The following is a 19,149-nucleotide window of genomic DNA, read 5'->3' as shown; positions in this document are numbered from 1 at the left end:
TACACGCACTGCGCCTTCCCCTAGGAACGAAACAAATGACAAAAATTTAGCCCCCGAAAGGCGCGTTTCACAGGTATCTCACAGGCCGCTGACGTGATGGCGACAAAATTTCTACATTCGGGGCTTCATTATTTGCCCTGCTCGTACGTCTTATTGAATGAGAGCACCCATCACATTTCCTGGCCGGCTCGGAAAAGGAGTTTTTGCATGTACAACACGCAACTGCCAACGGACGGTAGCGATGCGCCAAAGGGCTCTGCCATGGGCTCCAGTGTTTTTAGTCAACGCAGTGAGCGCAATGGCAACGAGCGGATCAGGTTGCTCCTCAAGAGCTTTGGTCTGCGAACCAGTCTGATCCGCCTCAAAGTCATCGACGCCTTGCTGACCGCCGCCGAAAGCGACCGTAGCCTTGGCGTGCGCGGCCTGCACAGCCACTTGCTGGACCTGGATATCCCCCTGTCCTTCCTCAGTGTGCGGGAAGTGTTGAAACGCTTGTGCAGCGAGGGCGTTATCACGCTCAATCCGGACAAAAGCTACAGCCTGCATCCGCACGCTGCAGCCATGCTCCAACGCGAGTGATCCGCATAAGGTGCGTCGTTCAGGGTTTGACCTTGCGACGCATCACGCCATTGATCACCACCACGATCACCGCCACGCCGATGGCGATGTACTGAAACAGCTTCTCGCTGATGACGCCTGTGTTTTGCAGATACGAAAGGCCGAACATGATCCCCAACACCACGAGGGAGATCAGAATCGAGTATTTCAAACGTTGCGACTGAGTCATTGCGAGTTCCTGAACCTGAAAATGTATCCGATTTGTATCAGAACGCATGCCAAGCCCCTACCTTTCTCCGGGGATGGGACGCTACAAACGGGGTCTCATGTTACAGCCGATGAAGAGATTTGGCTTCATAGCGGCGATAACCATGAGGATTTTGAAATGTTCCGTCGAATCACACTGCTGATTCCCCTGCTCGCTCTCCTGACCCTGAGCGGCTGCATCGTTTTCCCCCACGGCGGCTGGCACGGCGGCCACCATTACGACCGTGGCGGGCCGGGTTATTACCAGCATCGATAACGGTTGGTTGTGGCATAAAGCGTGAATAAATGAACATTCATTCGTAAGGCAAATACCCCACCCAATAACGACTGAACAAATGCCCGCCCTGTCGCGGGCATTTTTCGTACATGGGTATTCACTTCTTGTTTCCATCCCTGTGCACATCGAAACATAGCGATAACCATTGAAGCTTTCGGTCTTAATCGTCCATTTGAGCTATTCATATTCGATGATTACTCTCGGTGCATCGCAATAAACCCGCTATTAAACTTCGAGCAAGAATAGGGATGCCATGCACAAGCCTTTAATCAATATCAGCCCCCACCATTTGTTTGGCTTTTGCCTTGCAATCACTTTATTCGAACTGCTGACTTATATGGCCAGCGACATGATCATGCCTGCCATGTTGACCGTCACCCATCAACTAGATGCCAGTCCTGATCACGTCCCTTACGCCTTCAATCTTTATCTGGCCGGCGGCATGCTTGTGCAATGGCTGATTGGCCCGCTGTCTGATCACTTCGGCCGCCGCCGGATGTTGCTCATCGGTTGTGCGGTATTCGCCCTGGCCTGTGCCGCCGCGTTCAACGTGCAAAGCATTTATGCGTTCAACGGCTTGCGACTGATTCAGGGTATGGGGTTGGGGTTTGTCATCGCGGTCAGCTACCCGGCCCTGCAAGAAGTTTTCTGCGAAGCCGACGCGGTCAAAATCATGGCATTGCTGGGGAACGTTGCGCTGCTCTCCCCGCTTCTGGGGCCGTTGCTCGGCAGTCTGCTGCTGGAGTGGTTGTCCTGGCGGGAATTGTTTTTACTGCTGGGTCTCGGCGGCGTGATGGTCTGGCTCGGGCTTTACCTGTTCATGCCGGAAACCGTGGGCACCCTGCGCCACGACGGTCAGCGACTGGAACCTGTGCGCTTTGAATGGCACGGCACCCTGCGCCGCTATGCCGCGTTGCTGACTAACCCGCGATTCCTTTGTGCCGCTGTCGCGCTGGGCGTGATGAGCCTGCCGTTGATTGCCTGGATCGGATTGGCGCCGCTCTTGCTGATCCACAACCAAGGGCTTTCAACGCTGCAGTACGGCCTGTGGCAAATCCCGGTATTTGCGGCGGTCATTCTCGGCAACCTGATCCTCAACCGACTGATTGCCAGCACTGAATTGCCACAATTGATTCGATACGCGCTTTGGCCGTTTTGCGGCGGGCTCATCGCGCTAGTCGCCGCCAGCTTCTACGGTGCTTCGACAGTCGTGCTGATCAGCTGCCTGGCGCTATACGCCGTTGGCCTTGGCATGAGCAATGCCGCGCTGTACCGGCTTGCACTGTTCGCCAGCGACGACAGCAAAGGTCTGGTCTCGGCCATGATCGGCATGATCTCGATCGCCGTCATGGGCGGTGGCGGCTCGATTATCGCTGTAGCCGGCGCCGGTATTAGCCACGAATCCTTTGCCCTGATGGCTGGTATTGCAGGGCTTCTTTGCCTGCTTCCTCTGCGGCTGTTTCTGCGGCGTTCTCACATCGCGCTTGCCGTCTGACACCACAACGTAGGTCTTTTGATGATCCATTTACCCCACACCGATGCGCTCTGCGCGTTAACGCAACCCTATTGCCTGGATTCAGTGCCCGACGGCCTGTTCGACCAGGCGATGGGGGAAATCAGCCTGTTTCATTGTCACCACACGCCTGGCTACGAACGCTGGCTAAACGCCAACGGGCTCGATACAACGGACTTGGAGACACTGGATGACTGGTCCAGGTTGCCACCGATTTTCGCCAACTATTTCAAACGTCACGTGTTGTTCGGCCCCACCGGCGAAGGCGCGCTGGAGCTGACTTCATCCGGCACCAGCGGCCAGAAGAGTCGCATGCGCTATGACCCTCGCAGCATGGCAGCGGCCCAAGGCATGGTGAGCCACATTTTCCGGCATTACGGCTGGGATACGCCGGACAGCCCCTGCAATTATTTGCTCCTGAGCTACGAGCCCGAGGCGGCCATCACCTTGGGCACCGCTTACACCGACCAGTTTCTTTGCGGCTATGCACCCATCAATCGAGTCGTCTACGGATTGCGCCTGACAGGTAACGGACACGAGTTCGACCTGTTTGGTGTTGTTCGCGCCTTGCAAGAGTTTGCCGACGAGGGCTTACCTGTGCGGATTCTCGGATTTCCTGCGTTCCTTTCCCATGCGCTACAGCACATGGAAAACACCAGCGCACCGAATCTCAAGCTGCCCGCCCAGTCATTGGTGTTTCTGGGTGGCGGCTGGAAAACCCAGGCAGCACAAGAGATTCCCCTGCTTGAGTTGTATGCCCGAATCAATCGGCAATTGGGTATCGACCTGTCCCGCTGTCGGGATGGTTACGGTGCCGTCGAGCATGCCGTGCCCTATATCCAATGTGCCCACCATCATTTTCATGCCCCCATTTACTCGAAGGTTTTCGTGCGCAACCCATCCGATTTCACGGTCCAGCCATACGGCCAGCGCGGCTTGCTGGAATTCGTCTCCCCGTACATTTCGTCAAGCCCTGCTCACGCTGTGGTCATGGGCGATCTGGCGACATTACACCCTGGCGCCAGTTGCGGATGCGGCCTGACGACCGATTGGTTCGAGCTGCACGGACGCGCTGGCACCACCGCCAGTCGCAGCTGCGCCATGGCGGCTTCCGAATTGCTGGGAGGGGCTTGATATGTACCTCATCAATGGCCAACTGCGTGACGACGTCACCCCGGAAAGCGCCCTCGACAACCTTCGAAAACAATTGCCCGGGTTGCTTTCTGCACCGATCGACAGCGAGACCGTCATCGAAACCGCGGCTCGTTTCGCCACCCAGCTACAGACTCGCAGCCTGAACCTGCCCCTCGACGACGATCAATGTCAGGGGCTTATCGATTTCTGCCAGCACAGCAACCTGAGCACGAAGCTTGAGCGAGAACTGGGCTCGCAACCTCGTTCGCTGAGGCGTATCGACTACCGGCAGCCACACTTTGAAAGCTGGCACCCGTTGGGACTGGTGGTGCATGTGACGCCGGGCAATGCGCCGATGCTCGCGTTCTGTGCGGTTCTCGAAAGCCTGCTGGCCGGGAACATTAACTGGTTACGCCCCAGCGCCAGCGATGCGGGTTTGACTGCGCAATTGCTGGCTGCCTTTGTGAAGTGCGACACCAGTGGCAGGCTTGCCGAATTCGTCGCGGTACTGCCTGTGGGCACTTCCCGGATAGCCGAACTCTGCGCTCAGGCCGATGGCGTGTCAGCCTGGGGCGGTGAAAAGGCGCTCAAGGCGATTCGTCAGCAGATCCCCGCCGGATGTCGCTGGATCGATTGGGGGCACAGGATCAGTTTCGCTTATCTGTCGCCTGACGCGGCCAGCCCTTCGACGCTGGATGCGTTGGTGGATGAGGTGTGCAGTCTGGATCAACAAGCGTGTTCCAGCCCGCAATGGGTGCTGGTGGACAGCAACGACCCGGCCATCCTGCTGGATCTGGGCGAGCGTTTGAGCGAAGCCTTCAAACGTCGCGCGTCGCACTGGCCGGCGCTAGTGCCCACCGACCAAGAGGCTTGCGAGATCACCACCCGCACCGCCATGGCGCAACTGGATTACTGTTTTGCGAACCAGACCGGCCAGGTCTGGGCCGGCCACGGATGGCGGATCATCTGGGAACACCATCAGACGCTCGCACCGTCGCCGCTGTTTCGTACGGTGCTGCTCAAGCCCGTGCCGCAACACTTGATCGCCGAGACACTGTTGCCCTGGCGCACGGTCCTGCAAAGCTGCGCGCTGATTTGCTCTGCGGCAGAAACGCCAGGCCTTGCTCGAGCGCTGGTCAACGCTGGGGTCACCCGTATTGCAGCGTGTGGCGGGATTCACGACGGCTACGCCGGTGAGCCGCATGATGGCGTCTACGCGCTGACGCGTCTGAGTCGCCGCCTTTCGGTGAGTCTGGCACCTGATGTGCTCACGGGCCGGGCAACGCTCGACCCGGTCCCGCCCGCCCTCGACACCGCCCATGAGCCGATCATGGACAAAAACGCCTTCACGACCCAGCCGATGGGCACCGCGGCGCAATTGTATTTTCGCTCTGGAGGAAGCAGCGGCGCTCCGGCCCTCGCCGGTTTCAGCTATCGCGACTTTCAACGGCAGATGCGTGCAGCGGCCGACGGCCTGTTCGCCGCCGGGCTTGATCCTTCACAGGACCGGGTCATGAACCTGTTTTACGGCGGCAGCCTGTACGGAGGGTTCCTCAGTTTTACCAAAATACTGGAACTGATGGGCGTCACACACTTCCCCATGGGCGCGCCTCAGGACGATGATTTCAGCGAAATCGCCCAATTGATCGTCGACCAGCGTGTGACCGTGCTAATCGGCATGCCGAGCACTTTGCATCGTCTGTTTTTCAACGAGCAGACCCGGCTCCGCGCGTACGCAGGTATCAGCAAAGTGTTCCTCGGTGGCGAGCATTCGGGGCAAACCAGTGTGAGCCTCATGGAAAGCTGCGGGGTCTCGATGATCCGCTCGGCGATCTATGGTTCCGTCGACGCCGGTCCCTTGGGGCATGCGTGCGCAGCCACCGCGAACGGGGTGTTTCACTTGATGTGCGACACCCAGCATCTGGACATTGTGCAGATCGAACAGGATCAACCGGTTCAGGCTAATGAGATCGGTCGCCTGTTGTTTACTTCACGAGCACGACAAGGCCAAACCGTGCGCCGATATGACGTGGGCGACACCGGTCGCTGGATACCCGGAGTCTGTCCTTGCGGGCTGGACTCACCCCGATTCGAACTGCTCCAGCGCCACGGCAAACTGGTGCGAATGGGCACGGAGTTCATTTCGCCGTCGGCTCTGCAGGATAGCGTCGGCGCGCCCATTCAGATTGTTCTGGATCACACCTCTGATGGCGTCGAGCGACTCAACGTTCTAACGGATGCAGACATCAACCAGGTTCGCAACGCATTGCTGAGCCATGAAGCGCTGGCTAATGCCGTAAACGCCAAACTGTTAACTGTCGAAGTTCAAGTGTGCATGGAGCAAGCGTTCACTCGAAACAAACACAGCGGCAAAACACCTTTGGTTGTTGATAAAAGAAAATAAAAATACCGCCGACTACTCACAACTTGTTTTTAACCGTCTACACGACTGATATAAAAAAGAGAACCCAGTGAAAACAACTTATTCGCTCGAACAACTGCTGCCTTATATACGGCAACATTCAAACTACTACCGCCAGCAACTGGAACACTTACCGCCGCAGGGCATTACGTTACACGATCTACCGCTGACCAACGTGGCGGACTATTGGGCTGACAGCCATGACTTGAGTCATTGGCCGGTCCTGACCGGAAAGGTCGACGATGCGCTGGTGTTCAAAACCGGCGGATCGACCAGCCAGGGCAAACTGACGGTGTACACCTATAACGAATGGCAAGAACTGGTCAGTACGTTCGGTGAAAGTTTCTCCTATCAGCTGAACGACGGCGACCGTGTCGCCAATCTGTTTTTTTCCGGTGATCTTTACGCCAGTTTTCTGTTCATCCACGACTCCCTGGCACATGTCAGGCGATCCATTTGCGAGTTTCCGTTTACCGGACACGTCGAGCTGGACGTACTGGCCGATGCGATTGATCAGCATCGGATCAACGTGCTCGTCGGCGTACCGGCACAACTGCTGCGATTCGCGGCCTACCTGAACCAGCATCGACGAGTACTGTGCGGGGTTGATACGTTGCTGTATGGCGGCGAAAGCCTGTTTGCCCCGCAGTTGGCAATCCTCACCGACGTGTTTCCCAACGTGCGCATTGCTTCCATTGGCTACGCCAGCGTAGACGCCGGCCTTATCGGGGCCAGCGGTCGCGACTGCGCCTTGGGCGAGCATCGGGTGTTTGAACCACAAACCTTGCTGGAGATCGTCGATGAACTCACCGGTGAAGTCATCGAAGAATGCGATCGCACCGGATTATTGGTGGTGACCAATCTGACTCGCCGGCTCATGCCACTGCTGCGTTATCCGGTGGGCGACCGCGCGTGCTGGCGCGAACCCGGCGCAACCCCGAAGCGCAAATTCGCCCTCAAGGGACGTAGCGCACACAGCCAGCGAGTGCGAGTCGGGGTGCTGTCGCTGCTGATCGATGTCATCCAGCAGATCGTCCAGCGCATTGCCCATAACGACCAATGGCAATTGCTGATCGAACATGACGGATACAAAGATATTTTGAGTATGAAGTGGGTTCCCTCAGCGCTATCAAAGGCCACCGTACCGGTGTGCCGAGCGTTGTACGAGGCGCTGGTTGAACACTATCCCGCCATCGAGGAACTGAGCCGTGAGGGTCTGTTGGAGTTGCGAGTGCTGTCCTGCGATGTCACAGCCCTGAAGCTTCACCCACGCTCCGGCAAACAACTGCGGGTCCTGGACTTGCGCGTGTATGACGCACCGTCGCCGGAGCCCGCATGATGCCGCATTTGATTTTTCGACCCTATCGGCCATCCGACGCACGTGCCGTGAGCCAGTTGTTTCGCGAGGTCTATGGCGATCATTACGTTCAGCCGGATGTTTACTTGCCGAATATGATCAATCAGCACAATGCCGAGGGGCGCTGGAAGTCGATGCTGGCGGTGGACGACGTACGCGTTCTAGGGCATGCAGCGTTGTGCCATGACACCCCTGCGAACACCACCGAGCTGGCCCTCAGTGTGGTGCATCCCGCCGCGCAGGGGCAGAGTATCGCGACCCGTCTGGGACGGGAGTTGCTGTCGCGGTCAGGTTCCATGGGGTTCAACAGCGTCTCGATCAAACAAGTGACACACCACCCCTACACGCAACGCATGGCAGCAAACATCGGCTTCCACAGCACGGGTCTGCTTCCTGACTACGTCCCTTCGCCCTTCGCTGAGCCGCTGCCGGAAACCATCGTGATGGGTTGTTACATCGTCGAAGGACATACGCGTCCACTCCCCGACATCCCATGGCCTGACAGCTGCCGGGGGTTTATGCAGCATGTGTGTTCCGTGTTCGGGACTTATCCGGACACAACGCCGTTGTCTTCCCGGCCCTTGCAACTCACGCAACACCATCAAAGATTCGACATGGTCATTCAACGTTTGACCAAACGTCTGCTGGACCAGATCCGGCAATTGCCGAGGCACTGGCTCATTTCGGCCAAACTTCAGTTGTCACGGCACTTTTCCGGGGACTTGCGCAATTTGGCAGCCCTTGGCTTCGCCTTCACCGGGCTGATGCCTACATCAAACACCAATGGGTGGTTCGCACTGTTTCATCGAGGGGTGCAGTCTCGACACCTCAACCTGCACTGCCCGCACATGCAACGCTTGCATGACGATTTACAACAAAACGCCAACACGCAGAGTAGCGCCGAAGCGCTGAACAGAGCCCGCTCAGCCGCGTGAGTCTTTTCGATAAAAGTCATTGCCCGGCTGCGCGCATAGCTCCACCAACCAATCGACAAACACCCTCACCCGCCGGGACAACTGGCGGTGTGGCGGGTAGAGCGCTGTCAGCGGCATCCCCGGTGTCGGCACCGTCCTGAGGACTTCACACAAACGGCCTTCGCTCAGTTGGCGGGCGACGTGGTAATACGGGGTCTGGACCAGACCATACCCCGCCTCACAAGCGGCCAGGTAACCATCGGCGCTGTTGACCGAGACTTGCTTGGGTAGATTTATGGCCTGAACCTGATCATTGACCATGAATTCCAGCCCATAACGCTTGCCATTACTGCTGGAGAAGTACTCCACCATCTGATGGCCTTCAAGGTCAGCCAGACACTGGGGCGTTCCGAATCGCTTCAAGTAGTCGGGGCTGGCGCACGTGACCTGGTCCAACATGGCCAACGGCCGCGCCACCAGTGAATCGTCCAGTGAGTCGCCGCCCCGCAGCACGCAATCGACGCCTTCGCGAATCAGGTCGACAGGCCGGTCATTCAAGCCGATTTCCAACTCGATCAAAGGATATCGAGCAGTAAATTGCGGCAATGCCGGGATCACCATCAAGCGTCCCACGCCCGCCGGCATGTCCACGCGCAACAGCCCCTTGGGGTTGTTGCGTGCAGCGCTGAACACCGCTTCGGTTTCCTCCAGGTCCGCCAGCAACCGTACACAACGAGGGTAATAGGCCGCACCGTCGAGCGTCAGGCTGATCTGCCGCGTCGTGCGTTGCAGCAGCTGCACACCGAGATGCGCCTCCAGCTGTTGGATCAGAATGGTCACTGAGGCCCGAGGCAATTGCAGGCTGTCCGCCGCCTTGGCAAAGCCGCCCAGTTCGACGATTCGAGTGAACACGCGCATGGCGTTAAAACGGTCCATTGTTTTTGCTTACCGGCTTATTATTTAGAAATTACGAACAGTGATAGCAGTTTTAGCCGGTTTATCTTGTTTCTGTCGAGGTCAACAATAGGTTTCACATTCACAGGGAGCTGATTTCATGCAAACACGTCAACTGGGCAAAAACGGTCCGCGAGTGAGCGCGATGGGTCTGGGCTGCATGGGCATGACCGATTTCTACACGACTGGCGTGGACATCCGCGAAGCCACGGCCACTCTGCACCGCGCGCTGGAGCTGGGAATCAACCTGCTCGACACTGCTGACATGTACGGCCCACACACCAACGAAGAACTGATCGGCAAGGCCATCGTCGGCAAGCGCGACCAGGTGTTTCTGGCCAGCAAATTCGGGATCGTCCGCGACCCGGGCAATCCGGTTGCGCGGGGCGTCAACGGCCGACCGGATTACATTCACGCCTCTATCGACGGCACCCTCAAGCGCCTCGGTGTCGAGACCCTGGATTTGTACTACCAGCACCGCATCGATCCGCAGGTGGCCATCGAGGAAACCGTCGGCGCCATGGCCGACCTGGTGAAAGCCGGCAAGGTTCGGTACCTGGGTTTGAGCGAGGCCTCGGTCGCAACGCTCGAGCGGGCACACAAGGTTCATCCGATCAGTGCACTGCAAAGTGAGTATTCGTTGTGGAGCCGTGATCAGGAGGAAAACCGTTGTCTGGCCGCGTGTCAGCGCCTGGGGGTCGCCTTCGTCCCCTACAGCCCGTTGGGTCGAGGCTTTCTCACCGGAGCGCTGAAAAGCCCTGATGATTTCGCGGCAGACGACTACCGGCGCTTCAGCCCGCGATTTCAAGGAGAGAACTTCGCGAAGAATCTGCTGCTGGTGCGGCAAGTGCAGGACCTGGCCGCCGAAAAAGGCGTGACCGCCGGCCAACTGGCGCTCGCGTGGGTACTGGCTCAGGGTGATTACGTGATCCCGATTCCGGGAACCAAACAGCGTAAATACCTGGAAGAAAATGTGGCCGCGCTGGACGTGAAATTGAGTCGCGAAGAGTTACTCGCTCTGGAAGCGATATTCCCGGCCAATGCCACCGCAGGTTTACGTTACCCGGAGGAAGTCATGAAGTTGCTCGACCGGTAAATCATTGCCTGTCGACCTGCTCACACCCGTGGCAGGTCTGACAGGCGATGCTGTCATGCTCGCGTGTTGATCGACTTCTTCTTGACGGTCTGATCGGCAGCGTCGCCGTAGTCCTTCAAATTCTGCAGTACATAGATAGCTTGCTTGTACTCGGGAATCAGGTAATTGGCGTACTTGTTGCCTTTGAGGTTGTTGGTCTCGATGCCATTGAGTTGAGTGGCGAAGTATTCCAGCGCATCGAACTTTTGATCAGGTTCCGCCTGAACACCAAAACGATCGAACTTGTCGCCGGCGTTGGCAAACATGGCGGCCGTGACGCCGCTGATCAGCCCCCTCTCGACGAGAAAAGCACTCAATTTGCCCAACTGGGTGGACGTGACATTCTCCGGATCAAAGCCCTTGATCTGGCTGTGAAGCTTCATCTGATCCATTTTGATGACGTTCAAGGCCAGCGGGTTTTTTCCCACCGCTTGCAACATCTGGTTGGCCTTGAGGCTGCGAGTGTTCTGCGGCTGCGGGGCATTGTCGCCACGAATCGTCCAATTGGCGATGGGGCCGATGCTCATATCCAGGTTCCTTTTGTATGCCGATATTCAGGTACAGCGGTCATCATTAATCCCTGTTGACCTGACTGAAGTGGGCAGGAGTATCGACGCGGCATTGCCCCCTCTCAAACAACTATTTCTGCTTTTTTACAATTCTTCTACATTTACGATACAAATCGCCAAGCGCCTTGTTCCAGAGGGCTGCACATGCGTTTCGAAATGGGTAAATGCAACGCCCATGGAGGCCGTGGCCAGCCAGCCTGCCTGGCTGTATCAATCAAACCTGACAATTTTGTAATCCTGTGCTCATCCGGCTGACAGCTTTGATCTACGATCATCTTGTTGCCCAGCCTCGTATCACTTCGAAACAATCCCACGATGCCTGGTTGGAAAAACCGGTCAAAATGCGTCTTTTTTGGCCGCAACCCGAGACGAGACCCCCATGCGAACCCACCTGCGTCTGGCCGCCCTGAGCGCCCTCTTCATCTCCTCCCTGGCCCAGGCCGCCGACCTGATCCCGATTGAAGTCCACCGCGATGCCAATTGCGGCTGCTGCAAAAAATGGATCAGTCATCTAGAGGCCAACGGCTTCAAAGTCGAGGATCACGTCGAAGCCAACATGAGCGAATTCAAGCAACAGCACGGCGTGCCTCCGCGTCTGGCGTCGTGCCATACCGGCTTGATCAACGGCAAATTCGTCGAAGGCCATGTTCCCGCCGATCAGGTGCTGGCCTTGAGCAAGCGCGACGATCTATTGGGTGTAGCCGCCCCCGGCATGCCCATGGGTTCGCCTGGCATGGAAATGGACGGCATGAGCGATGCGTATCAAGTGATCGGCCTGAAAAAGGACGGCTCTGACGTGGTGGTGGCGGACTACCCTGCCCATTGATGTTCGGTGCGTACGTCGGGCTGTTCTTCGCCGCATTCGGCGCAGCCACCTTGTTGCCACTACAGTCCGAAGCGGTGCTGGTGGGGCTGTTGCTCAGCGGTAAGTACTGGCTCTGGTCACTGCTGGCCGTGGCGACGTTGGGCAATGTTTTGGGGTCGCTGCTGAACTGGTGGCTGGGTCGCGGCATCGAGCGATTTCGCGACCGTCGCTGGTTTCCGGTCAGCCCGCGCCATCTGGAAAAAGCCCGAGTCCATTATCAGCGCTACGGTCATTGGTCGTTGCTGCTGAGCTGGGTGCCTGTGATCGGTGATCCGTTGACCTTGGTGGCCGGCGTGATGCGCGAGCCGCTGGGGCGATTTCTGCTGATCGTGACCCTCGCCAAAGGCGCCCGTTATGGTGTGTTGGCCATGGCCACAGTGGGCTGGATGGGTTGAACGATTATCCACGGCGATTGCCTGTGTTTAATGTCGCCCTAATCATGCCGATCCAGCATCGGCCGATTTCCAATGGAGTTCACCCATGTCCCTCACTCGCTCGCGCTGGCTGCCCGGCCTGCTGCTGACCGCTGCGTTGCCTGTCATCGCCCACGCTGAAGGCCCGGAATATGGCCCGGAACTGCAAGGGTTCGAATACCCCTACACGGTCAAGCATTTCGCCTTTGAGTCCCAGGGCAAATCCCTTCAAATGGGTTACATGGATGTCGCCGCCCACCGCAAGGCCAATGGACGCAGCGTGGTGCTGATGCACGGCAAGAATTTCTGCGGTGCCACCTGGGACAGTTCGATCAAGGCCTTGAGTGAGGCCGGTTACCGGGTCATCGCCCCGGACCAGATCGGTTTCTGCACCTCCAGCAAACCGGACAACTATCAGTACAGCTTCCAGCAACTGGCGACCAATACTCAGCAATTGCTCAAGGCCCTCGGCATTCAAAAAGCCAGTATTCTCGGGCACTCCACCGGCGGCATGCTCGCCACTCGCTATGCGCTGCAATACCCCGATCAAGTCGAACAACTGGCACTGGTCAACCCCATCGGCCTGGAAGACTGGAAAGCCCTCGGCGTGCCCTATCGCACGGTTGATCAATGGTACGAACGCGAGCTAAAACTCACGGCCGACGGCATCCGCACCTATGAACGCAACACCTATTACGGCGGCCGCTGGAAACCGGAATTCGATCGTTGGGTAGACATGCTCGCCGGGCTGAATAAAGGACCGGGGCATACGCAGGTGGCGTGGAATTCGGCGCTGATCTACGACATGATCTTCACCCAACCGGTGTACTACGAGTTCAAGGACCTGAAGATGCCGACCCTGCTGCTGATCGGTACGTCCGACACCACGGCCATCGGCAGCGACATCGCGCCGCCCGAGGTCAAGGCGAAACTCGGTCACTACGACGTCCTCGGCAAGCAGGTGGCGAAGCTGATTCCCCGGTCGACGCTGGTCGAATTCCCCGGCATGGGCCACGCGCCGCAAATGGAAGAACCGGCGCAATTCCACCAGGCCCTGCTCGCCTGGCTGAACAAAACCAACCCCGTTCATTGATGAGGTAAGGCTGATGGCAGTGCAGATTGCGGTGATTGATGACTGGCAGGACGTGGCCCGTGGCGTGGTGGACTGGTCGGTGCTGGACGACATCGGCCAGGTGAACTTCATCCATGACTACCCTGCCGACAACGAAACCCTGGCGGCACGGTTGGGTGAGTTCGAGGTGATCTGCGTGATGCGCGAGCGCACCCGGTTCGATGAGGACCTGCTGCGGCGCTTGCCGAAACTCAAGCTGCTGGTCACCGGCAGCATGCGTAACGCCGCCCTGGACCTGAAAGCCGCCACCGCACTGGGTATCCAGGTCTGTGGCACCGACAGTTACAAGCACGCCGCGCCGGAACTGACCTGGGCGCTGATCATGGCGGCGACCCGCAACCTGGTGGTCGAAGCCAACGCCCTGCGCGCCGGTTTATGGCAGCAAAGCCTGGGTGGCGACCTGCACGGCAAGACCCTGGCGATCCTCGGTCTGGGCAGCATCGGCACTCGCGTTGCCCAGTTCGGTCAAGTATTCGGCATGCGGGTGATTGCCTGGAGCGAGAACCTGACCGCCGAACGCGCAGCCGAAGTCGGCGTGACCTACGTCAGCAAGCAGGAACTGTTCGAACAGGCCGATGTGCTGTCGGTCCATTTGGTGCTCAGCGATCGTAGCCGTGGCTTGGTGGACGCCCAGGCGCTGGACTGGATGAAACCCACGGCGCTGCTGGTCAACACGGCGCGCGGACCGATTGTCGATGAGGCCGCGTTGATCAAGGCGTTGCAGAAACGGCGACTGGCCGGTGCTGCGCTGGACGTCTTCGAGCAGGAACCCTTGCCGCCTCATCATCCGTTCAGAACCCTGGACAACGTGCTGGCCACGCCCCATGTCGGGTATGTCAGCCAGCAGAACTATCACCAGTTTTTCTCGCAGATGATTGAGGATATTCAGGCTTGGTCTGCGGGAGAACCAATCCGTCTACTGAGCTGATACCGAGTCATCGTTCTTCGTCGGAACGCCGCCCGGAGCAGGCTCGCTCCCACAATAGATTTTCAGCGACCATAGATTTTTGTGTCCGGCCGCATACCAGTGTGGGAGCGAGCCTGCTCGCGAATGGCCTCACCACCGATCTAACTGCCCTTCACCGCTACAAACACCGCCGTCTCATAGGGCACCGTCACCACGTCTCTGCCACGCAGGTCAGGCTCCGCCGCAATTAGCGCCCTGATCTGCTCATCAACCTTCGCCCGCTCCTCCTCTGGTAATGCCGCCACAAAACTGGTGGAGCGCACGCGGTTGAAAATCACATCTTCCGGCGAGCCTGTATGCCTATGGCTGAAACACTGTTCCGCCAGCGGTCCGAATGCCGCATGCGGAAACGCCTGTCGCCAGGCTCCGGTGTAATAGCGCGGCGTATCGCCCTCCAGCGCATTGACGATCGCATCCAGTTTCGGCACCCAGCTCACCCGGGTATCCCGCAGGTTCCACACCAGCCCAAGCTTGCCGCCGGGTTTGAGTACACGGGCAATTTCGGTCAGTGCTTCGGTGCCGGCAAACCAGTGAAAAGCCTGGGCGCAGATCACCACGTCCACCGAAGCATCGGGCAGCGGCAGGTCCATGGCGGTGCCGCTGACGGCCAGCACTTCGGGGAAGGCTTCGGACAATTTCTCTAGCATCTGCGCCACCGGCTCCACCGCAATCACTTGCGCGCCGGTCGCCACCAGCCGACCGGTGAACTTGCCGGTACCGGCGCCCAGATCAACCACGGCTTTGTCCGCGTTCAAACCAAGGGTACCCGTCAGCCAATCGGCCATTTGCGGCGGATAATCCGGACGACCGCGAACGTAGGTATCAGCGCCGGTTCTATAGCCGGCAGCCGCCGAGTGATGGACCTGATCTTTCATGGCAGTGCTCCAGATCGACAACGAATGCTGTCGAGCATAGCGCCTCGATTTGAGCTTTCCTTGCACAGACCGCCAGAAAGAAATGAATAATTGTTCACCCTGCGGTGTTCACCTTTCATCCCCCCTGAGAGTTCACCATTTCAGCTTGCGTGATAACACTTTGCACCGCATGTTGCCGGGGCATGGCACGAACTGAAGCGAATTAACCTGTGGAGCATCACCCATGAACATCCGTTTCGCTGTGTTAACCGTCCAGTTGCTGCTGGCAGTCGCCTTGTCCAGTTCGCTTGCATTCGCCAATGGTGGTGGCGATGACGCCCCCGCAAGACCGAATTGCCCCAAAGGGCAGGTCTTCGACTCCCGGTCGCAAAAATGCCTCAAGCAAACCAGCAGCCTGGTACCGGACGCCGACCGCACCGTTTACGCCTATCGCCTGGCCAAGGACGGTCGCTACGAAGAAGCCCTGGCCCTGCTCGACACCCTCAAACAGCCAAACACCGCCGAGGCCTTGAACTATCGCGGCTACGCTACGCGTAAACTGGGGCGTACCGACGAAGGCATCGGTTATTACCTGCAATCGGTCAAACTTGACCCGCACTACGCGCAAGTTCGCGAATACCTGGGCGAAGCGTATGTGGTCAAAGGTCGGCTGGACCTGGCGCAGGAGCAGTTGCAGCAGATCAAAACCATCTGCGGCAGCACAACCTGCGAGGAATACCAGGACCTGGCCGAAGCCATCAACGACTCATCGAAAACCTGACACACCGAGCAGACGGAGGTCGCCATCGCCAGCGATCAGGCAATACGGGCAGAACTGGGCCAGCACCTGGCGCGTTTATGGCGCTACGGCCTGCTGTTGTCCCGGCAACGACATGTCGCCGAAGACCTGGTGCAGGCCACCTGCGTGCGGGCGCTCGAGCGTGCCGGGCAGTTTGTCCCGGGCACCCGCATGGACCGTTGGTTGCTGAGTATTCTGCACTCGATCTGGCTCAACGAAGTTCGCTCCCGAAGGGTGCGTCATGGACAGGGGCTGGTGGATGCCGACAACGCCTTGTCGTTCGACGGTGAATACGCGGCGCAAACCCATGTCCTCGCGGCGCAGGTGATCAGGCGTGTGGATGCCTTGCCCGAAACCCAGCGAGAAACGGTGTTTCTCGCCTATGTCGAAGGTTTGTCCTACCGCGAAGTGGCCGACGTGCTGGATGTGCCCATCGGCACCGTCATGAGTCGCCTGGCCGCTGCACGGGCGAAACTGGCCGAGTACCCGCCGTTGCACGCCGTGCCGAACCCTTCCTCTGGAGAACGTCGATGAACGATCACGCACGCCCGACGGTACCCTCGGATGAGCAACTGGTGGCCTACCTCGACGACCAGCTCGACAGCGAACAGCGCACCCGCATCGACGCGGCCATTGCCGAGGACCCGACGCTCAATCTGCGCCTGCAATGGCTGGCCCGCAGCAGCCTGCCGTTCAAGGAGGCCTACGATGAGCTGGGTCGCCAGGCGCCCGTGGACCGCTTGCAATCGATGCTCGACACCTTGCCTTCACCTGAACGCCCGGCCATGAATCGGCGCTGGTTTCTCGCGGCGGCCGCCGGGTTGGTGGTGAGTGGCGTACTGGCGGATCGGCTGTTCCTCGGTTGGCAGTTGAGCCAGCAAAAGGAAAACTGGCGCGGGCTGGTGGCCGAGTACATGTCGCTTTACGTGCCGCAAACCCTGGACCACTTGCCCACTGACGAAGCCGCTCAGCGAGCGCAACTGCGGACCATTGATGCGCGTCTGGGCCTGAATCTTGTGCCGGCGCAACTGGCCCTGCCACGCTCCGAGTACAAGCGCGCGCAAATCCTCGAGTACGACGGCGTCGCCATTGCCCAAATCACCTACCTGGACCCGACGCACGGCCCCATGGCGCTGTGCGTCACCCGCTCCAACAGCGGCAGCCGGCATTTCGCCCAGGAGCGCCGGTACGGGATGAACATTGTCTATTGGGCCGACATGCAACATGCCTGGATGCTGATCGGGCATAACCCGGTGGTGGATCTGGAGGACATGGCGAAATTGTTGAGAGGCCGGCTGAGCGCGTGATCCGTTTTGTCACTATGCTCGGTGTCTCATTTCCAAGGAGGAAAACCCACCCATGCCTATTTCTTCACGCACAGCCTTGCTGGTCATCGACGTACAGACGTTTGTGGTGATGGATGCGTGTCGGGCGATTGATCTGGACGGCTCACTGGCCGCAGCGATCGAGCGGATGCAGGTGGCTGGGGTTGGTTTGATTCAATCTACCGAAGTGCCAGGTTAACCTCCTGTAGCAGCTGTCGAGCCTGCGAGGCTGCGTTCGAGCCGGGGTCGCGCCCGACCGCAGTCCTCGCAAGTCCGGCGGACGCGGTTTTCCTGAAAGAACCGGTTGCCTGGTTTTACGAGTGCTGCGGTCGGGCGCGACCCCGGCTCGAACGCAGCCTCGCAGGCTCGGCAGCTGCTACAAAGAATGCGTCAGGCTGAGGTGGGCAACCACAACCGGAACCGTGCCCCACCCAGCGGCGACGCTTCGACGGTGAGCGTGCCGCCCTGAGCTTCCAGCGCTCGACGACTGATGGCCAACCCCAGACCAAACCCGCCAGTAGCCCGGTCCCGACTGCGATCCAGTCGATAGAAAGGTTCAAATATCCGCTCACGCTCCTCATCCGGAATACCGATCCCGTCATCGTCCACCCAGATTTCAGCCCCCTTGGCACACACCTGCACACCAATCTGAATGCGTTTTTCGCAGTAACGCATCGCATTGCGCAGCAGGTTCTGAATAGCGCGGGCAGTCAGTCTTGGGTCGAGGGCGAAGCGTTCAAGTTGTCCGTGCAGGAGCACATCGATAACGATGTCCGGGGACTCCAGTTCTTCGTCGACGCTGCCGAGGATGCTGTCGATAAATTCATCCAGCGACACCTCGACCCGCTCCGGCAGCCGCGCCGGGTTTTGCAGGCGGCTATAGGACAACAGTTCCAGTACCAGCTCATCGAGTTCGCGAATGTGCGCGACCAGACCTTGCAGACGTTCGCGGCTGGCAGCGGGCAAATCGTCGGACAGTGCCAGCGCCAGGCCGAAATCCAGTCGTGTCAGGGGCGTGCGCAATTCGTGAGAGACGGCATTGAGCAGGTCCCGCTGCTGGTTGAGCAGGTTCTCGATATCGCCGGCCATTGTGTCGAAGACATTGGCCAGGCTACCGATGTTGGAGCTTTTGGAAATCTGTGTACGCTCGCTCAAGTGGCCCTTGCCGAAACGTTCAGCCGTACCTTTGAGGCGCTCCAGGTCGTGCCAGTGCGGGCGCAGCCACAGCAACAGGCAGGCGAGCATGGTCGCGCCGATCAGCACGTTGATGCTCCAGTACAACAGGCTGACGTCCATCGGGTCCGGCGGCACGACCATCTCCACCACCGTCCGCTCGTTCAGCGGCGATACCGCCAGGGTGCGCCAGCCCCAGTCGCCAATGCGCACGACGTGCTCGCCACGCTGCAGACGTTTGCGCTCATCAGGGGTGAAATCGGCGTCGTCGTTACCGGTCAGGACGATGTGCAGCGGCTGGAATTCCTTGTCCATCTCCGCGGCCAATGCCGGCCACTGCTCCGGGGGCACGGCGTGAAACTGTTTGACGATGAGGGTTTGCAGCCCGCGCGAATAATCGAGGTTGTAGGTGACAAAGCGCTCCTGGAAGACCTTGATCACCACGTCAGGCACCAGATAGATCGCCGCGCTGTACGAAACGATGGTTACCAGGTACAGGCGAAACAGGATTCTGAACATCG

Annotated in this window: 20 protein-coding genes and 1 pseudogene; 16 read left to right on the top strand and 5 right to left on the bottom strand. The window is 58.8% G+C overall.

Annotated features, from left to right (window positions below; genetic code table 11):
• Positions 1-207: 207 nt before the first annotated feature.
• Positions 208-579: a hypothetical protein gene (locus ASC74_RS05610; RefSeq protein ID WP_056739935.1), complete on the top strand. Its 372-nt coding sequence runs from the start codon at positions 208-210 to the stop codon at positions 577-579.
• A gap of 19 nt (positions 580-598) precedes the next feature.
• Here ASC74_RS05610 and ASC74_RS05605 read toward each other — a convergent pair whose 3' ends face one another.
• On the bottom strand, positions 599-787 hold the full coding sequence (locus ASC74_RS05605) for a hypothetical protein (protein WP_028620074.1): 189 nt from the start codon (positions 785-787) through the stop codon (positions 599-601).
• Between the two features lie 156 nt (positions 788-943).
• Here ASC74_RS05605 and ASC74_RS31810 point away from each other — a divergent pair, with 156 nt between their 5' ends.
• From ASC74_RS31810 to ASC74_RS05580, 6 genes are all read left to right on the top strand, one after another.
• Positions 944-1,081, top strand: coding sequence for a hypothetical protein (locus ASC74_RS31810; protein ID WP_008155215.1), 138 nt, complete (start codon positions 944-946; stop codon positions 1,079-1,081).
• Positions 1,082-1,355: 274 nt separating this feature from the next.
• Positions 1,356-2,597 (top strand): MdfA family multidrug efflux MFS transporter, encoded by a 1,242-nt coding sequence (locus ASC74_RS05600; protein WP_056739933.1) that lies wholly within the window; start codon positions 1,356-1,358, stop codon positions 2,595-2,597.
• A 21-nt stretch (positions 2,598-2,618) separates the two neighbouring features.
• Positions 2,619-3,749: a LuxE/PaaK family acyltransferase gene (locus ASC74_RS05595; RefSeq protein ID WP_056739931.1), complete on the top strand. Its 1,131-nt coding sequence runs from the start codon at positions 2,619-2,621 to the stop codon at positions 3,747-3,749.
• A 1-nt stretch (position 3,750) separates the two neighbouring features.
• Positions 3,751-6,153, top strand: coding sequence for an acyl-CoA reductase (locus ASC74_RS05590; RefSeq protein ID WP_056739929.1), 2,403 nt, complete (start codon positions 3,751-3,753; stop codon positions 6,151-6,153).
• A 67-nt stretch (positions 6,154-6,220) separates the two neighbouring features.
• On the top strand, positions 6,221-7,510 hold the full coding sequence (locus ASC74_RS05585; protein WP_056739927.1) for an AMP-binding protein: 1,290 nt from the start codon (positions 6,221-6,223) through the stop codon (positions 7,508-7,510).
• Positions 7,510-8,463 (top strand): GNAT family N-acetyltransferase, encoded by a 954-nt coding sequence (locus ASC74_RS05580; RefSeq protein ID WP_056740105.1) that lies wholly within the window; start codon positions 7,510-7,512, stop codon positions 8,461-8,463. The genes ASC74_RS05585 and ASC74_RS05580 overlap by 1 nt, the downstream gene beginning before the upstream one ends.
• On the opposite strand, the gene ASC74_RS05575 is transcribed toward ASC74_RS05580, so the two are convergent.
• Positions 8,452-9,378, bottom strand: a complete 927-nt coding sequence (locus ASC74_RS05575) for a LysR family transcriptional regulator (RefSeq protein ID WP_056739925.1) — start codon at positions 9,376-9,378, stop codon at positions 8,452-8,454. The genes ASC74_RS05580 and ASC74_RS05575 overlap by 12 nt on opposite strands.
• Before the next feature lie 118 nt (positions 9,379-9,496).
• Here ASC74_RS05575 and ASC74_RS05570 point away from each other — a divergent pair, with 118 nt between their 5' ends.
• Positions 9,497-10,492, top strand: a complete 996-nt coding sequence (locus ASC74_RS05570) for an aldo/keto reductase (RefSeq protein ID WP_056739923.1) — start codon at positions 9,497-9,499, stop codon at positions 10,490-10,492.
• A 53-nt stretch (positions 10,493-10,545) separates the two neighbouring features.
• On the opposite strand, the gene ASC74_RS05565 is transcribed toward ASC74_RS05570, so the two are convergent.
• Positions 10,546-11,058, bottom strand: a complete 513-nt coding sequence (locus tag ASC74_RS05565) for a hypothetical protein (protein ID WP_056739921.1) — start codon at positions 11,056-11,058, stop codon at positions 10,546-10,548.
• Positions 11,059-11,479: 421 nt separating this feature from the next.
• Here ASC74_RS05565 and ASC74_RS05555 point away from each other — a divergent pair, with 421 nt between their 5' ends.
• From ASC74_RS05555 to ASC74_RS05540, 4 genes are all read left to right on the top strand, one after another.
• Complete coding sequence (locus ASC74_RS05555; protein WP_056739916.1) at positions 11,480-11,926, top strand: DUF411 domain-containing protein; 447 nt, start codon at positions 11,480-11,482, stop codon at positions 11,924-11,926.
• Positions 11,926-12,360 carry a YqaA family protein gene (locus ASC74_RS05550; protein ID WP_056739914.1) on the top strand — a complete coding sequence of 145 codons (435 nt, stop codon included), beginning with the start codon at positions 11,926-11,928 and terminating at the stop codon, positions 12,358-12,360. Before ASC74_RS05555 ends, ASC74_RS05550 begins: the two co-directional genes overlap by 1 nt.
• Positions 12,361-12,445: 85 nt before the next feature.
• Positions 12,446-13,471, top strand: coding sequence for an alpha/beta fold hydrolase (locus ASC74_RS05545; protein WP_056739912.1), 1,026 nt, complete (start codon positions 12,446-12,448; stop codon positions 13,469-13,471).
• A 13-nt stretch (positions 13,472-13,484) separates the two neighbouring features.
• A complete protein-coding gene (locus ASC74_RS05540) occupies positions 13,485-14,438 on the top strand; it encodes a D-2-hydroxyacid dehydrogenase family protein (protein ID WP_056739910.1) in 954 nt (317 codons plus the stop codon).
• 140 nt (positions 14,439-14,578) lie between these two features.
• On the opposite strand, the gene ASC74_RS05535 is transcribed toward ASC74_RS05540, so the two are convergent.
• The gene (locus tag ASC74_RS05535) at positions 14,579-15,352 is read right to left on the bottom strand and encodes a class I SAM-dependent methyltransferase (protein ID WP_056739908.1); all 774 of its coding nucleotides are present in this window, start codon (positions 15,350-15,352) and stop codon (positions 14,579-14,581) included.
• A 223-nt stretch (positions 15,353-15,575) separates the two neighbouring features.
• Between ASC74_RS05535 and ASC74_RS05530 the strand changes: the two genes are divergently transcribed.
• The 4 genes and pseudogenes from ASC74_RS05530 to ASC74_RS30825 form a co-directional block, all read left to right on the top strand.
• Complete coding sequence (locus ASC74_RS05530; protein ID WP_056739906.1) at positions 15,576-16,112, top strand: tetratricopeptide repeat protein; 537 nt, start codon at positions 15,576-15,578, stop codon at positions 16,110-16,112.
• Positions 16,113-16,166: 54 nt separating this feature from the next.
• Positions 16,167-16,664, top strand: a complete 498-nt coding sequence (locus ASC74_RS05525) for a sigma-70 family RNA polymerase sigma factor (RefSeq protein WP_201784085.1) — start codon at positions 16,167-16,169, stop codon at positions 16,662-16,664.
• The gene (locus ASC74_RS05520; protein WP_056739905.1) at positions 16,661-17,437 is read left to right on the top strand and encodes an anti-sigma factor family protein; all 777 of its coding nucleotides are present in this window, start codon (positions 16,661-16,663) and stop codon (positions 17,435-17,437) included. The genes ASC74_RS05525 and ASC74_RS05520 overlap by 4 nt, the downstream gene beginning before the upstream one ends.
• 100 nt (positions 17,438-17,537) lie before the next feature.
• A pseudogene (locus tag ASC74_RS30825) lies at positions 17,538-17,654 on the top strand (nicotinamidase); the annotation flags it as partial.
• 191 nt (positions 17,655-17,845) lie between these two features.
• Here the strand turns inward: ASC74_RS30825 and ASC74_RS05515 are convergent.
• Entirely contained in the window at positions 17,846-19,147 is a 1,302-nt protein-coding gene (locus ASC74_RS05515; protein WP_056739903.1) for an ATP-binding protein, read from the bottom strand.
• Positions 19,148-19,149: the final 2 nt, after the last annotated feature.

This window comes from Pseudomonas sp. Root329, assembly GCF_001424925.1.
Lineage (GTDB): Bacteria > Pseudomonadota > Gammaproteobacteria > Pseudomonadales > Pseudomonadaceae > Aquipseudomonas > Aquipseudomonas arabinosi.
The sequence above is the reverse complement of the archived record's forward strand: the minus strand, read 5'-3'. Positions and strand labels throughout refer to the sequence as shown.

What these genes read in the sequence shown, in the direction of transcription:
- ASC74_RS05535 (WP_056739908.1), bottom strand. Translation starts at nt 15,352, where the DNA reads ATGAAAGATCAGGTCCATCACTCGGCGGCTGCCGGCTATAGAACCGGC.
- ASC74_RS05575 (WP_056739925.1), bottom strand. Translation starts at nt 9,378, where the DNA reads ATGGACCGTTTTAACGCCATGCGCGTGTTCACTCGAATCGTCGAACTG.
- ASC74_RS05550 (WP_056739914.1), top strand. Translation starts at nt 11,926, where the DNA reads ATGTTCGGTGCGTACGTCGGGCTGTTCTTCGCCGCATTCGGCGCAGCC.
- ASC74_RS05605 (WP_028620074.1), bottom strand. Translation starts at nt 787, where the DNA reads ATGACTCAGTCGCAACGTTTGAAATACTCGATTCTGATCTCCCTCGTG.
- ASC74_RS05610 (WP_056739935.1), top strand. Translation starts at nt 208, where the DNA reads ATGTACAACACGCAACTGCCAACGGACGGTAGCGATGCGCCAAAGGGC.
- ASC74_RS05590 (WP_056739929.1), top strand. Translation starts at nt 3,751, where the DNA reads ATGTACCTCATCAATGGCCAACTGCGTGACGACGTCACCCCGGAAAGC.
- ASC74_RS05530 (WP_056739906.1), top strand. Translation starts at nt 15,576, where the DNA reads ATGAACATCCGTTTCGCTGTGTTAACCGTCCAGTTGCTGCTGGCAGTC.
- ASC74_RS05555 (WP_056739916.1), top strand. Translation starts at nt 11,480, where the DNA reads ATGCGAACCCACCTGCGTCTGGCCGCCCTGAGCGCCCTCTTCATCTCC.
- ASC74_RS31810 (WP_008155215.1), top strand. Translation starts at nt 944, where the DNA reads ATGTTCCGTCGAATCACACTGCTGATTCCCCTGCTCGCTCTCCTGACC.
- ASC74_RS05565 (WP_056739921.1), bottom strand. Translation starts at nt 11,058, where the DNA reads ATGAGCATCGGCCCCATCGCCAATTGGACGATTCGTGGCGACAATGCC.
- ASC74_RS05540 (WP_056739910.1), top strand. Translation starts at nt 13,485, where the DNA reads ATGGCAGTGCAGATTGCGGTGATTGATGACTGGCAGGACGTGGCCCGT.
- ASC74_RS05545 (WP_056739912.1), top strand. Translation starts at nt 12,446, where the DNA reads ATGTCCCTCACTCGCTCGCGCTGGCTGCCCGGCCTGCTGCTGACCGCT.
- ASC74_RS05600 (WP_056739933.1), top strand. Translation starts at nt 1,356, where the DNA reads ATGCACAAGCCTTTAATCAATATCAGCCCCCACCATTTGTTTGGCTTT.
- ASC74_RS05580 (WP_056740105.1), top strand. Translation starts at nt 7,510, where the DNA reads ATGCCGCATTTGATTTTTCGACCCTATCGGCCATCCGACGCACGTGCC.
- ASC74_RS05515 (WP_056739903.1), bottom strand. Translation starts at nt 19,147, where the DNA reads ATGTTCAGAATCCTGTTTCGCCTGTACCTGGTAACCATCGTTTCGTAC.
- ASC74_RS05595 (WP_056739931.1), top strand. Translation starts at nt 2,619, where the DNA reads ATGATCCATTTACCCCACACCGATGCGCTCTGCGCGTTAACGCAACCC.
- ASC74_RS05520 (WP_056739905.1), top strand. Translation starts at nt 16,661, where the DNA reads ATGAACGATCACGCACGCCCGACGGTACCCTCGGATGAGCAACTGGTG.
- ASC74_RS05570 (WP_056739923.1), top strand. Translation starts at nt 9,497, where the DNA reads ATGCAAACACGTCAACTGGGCAAAAACGGTCCGCGAGTGAGCGCGATG.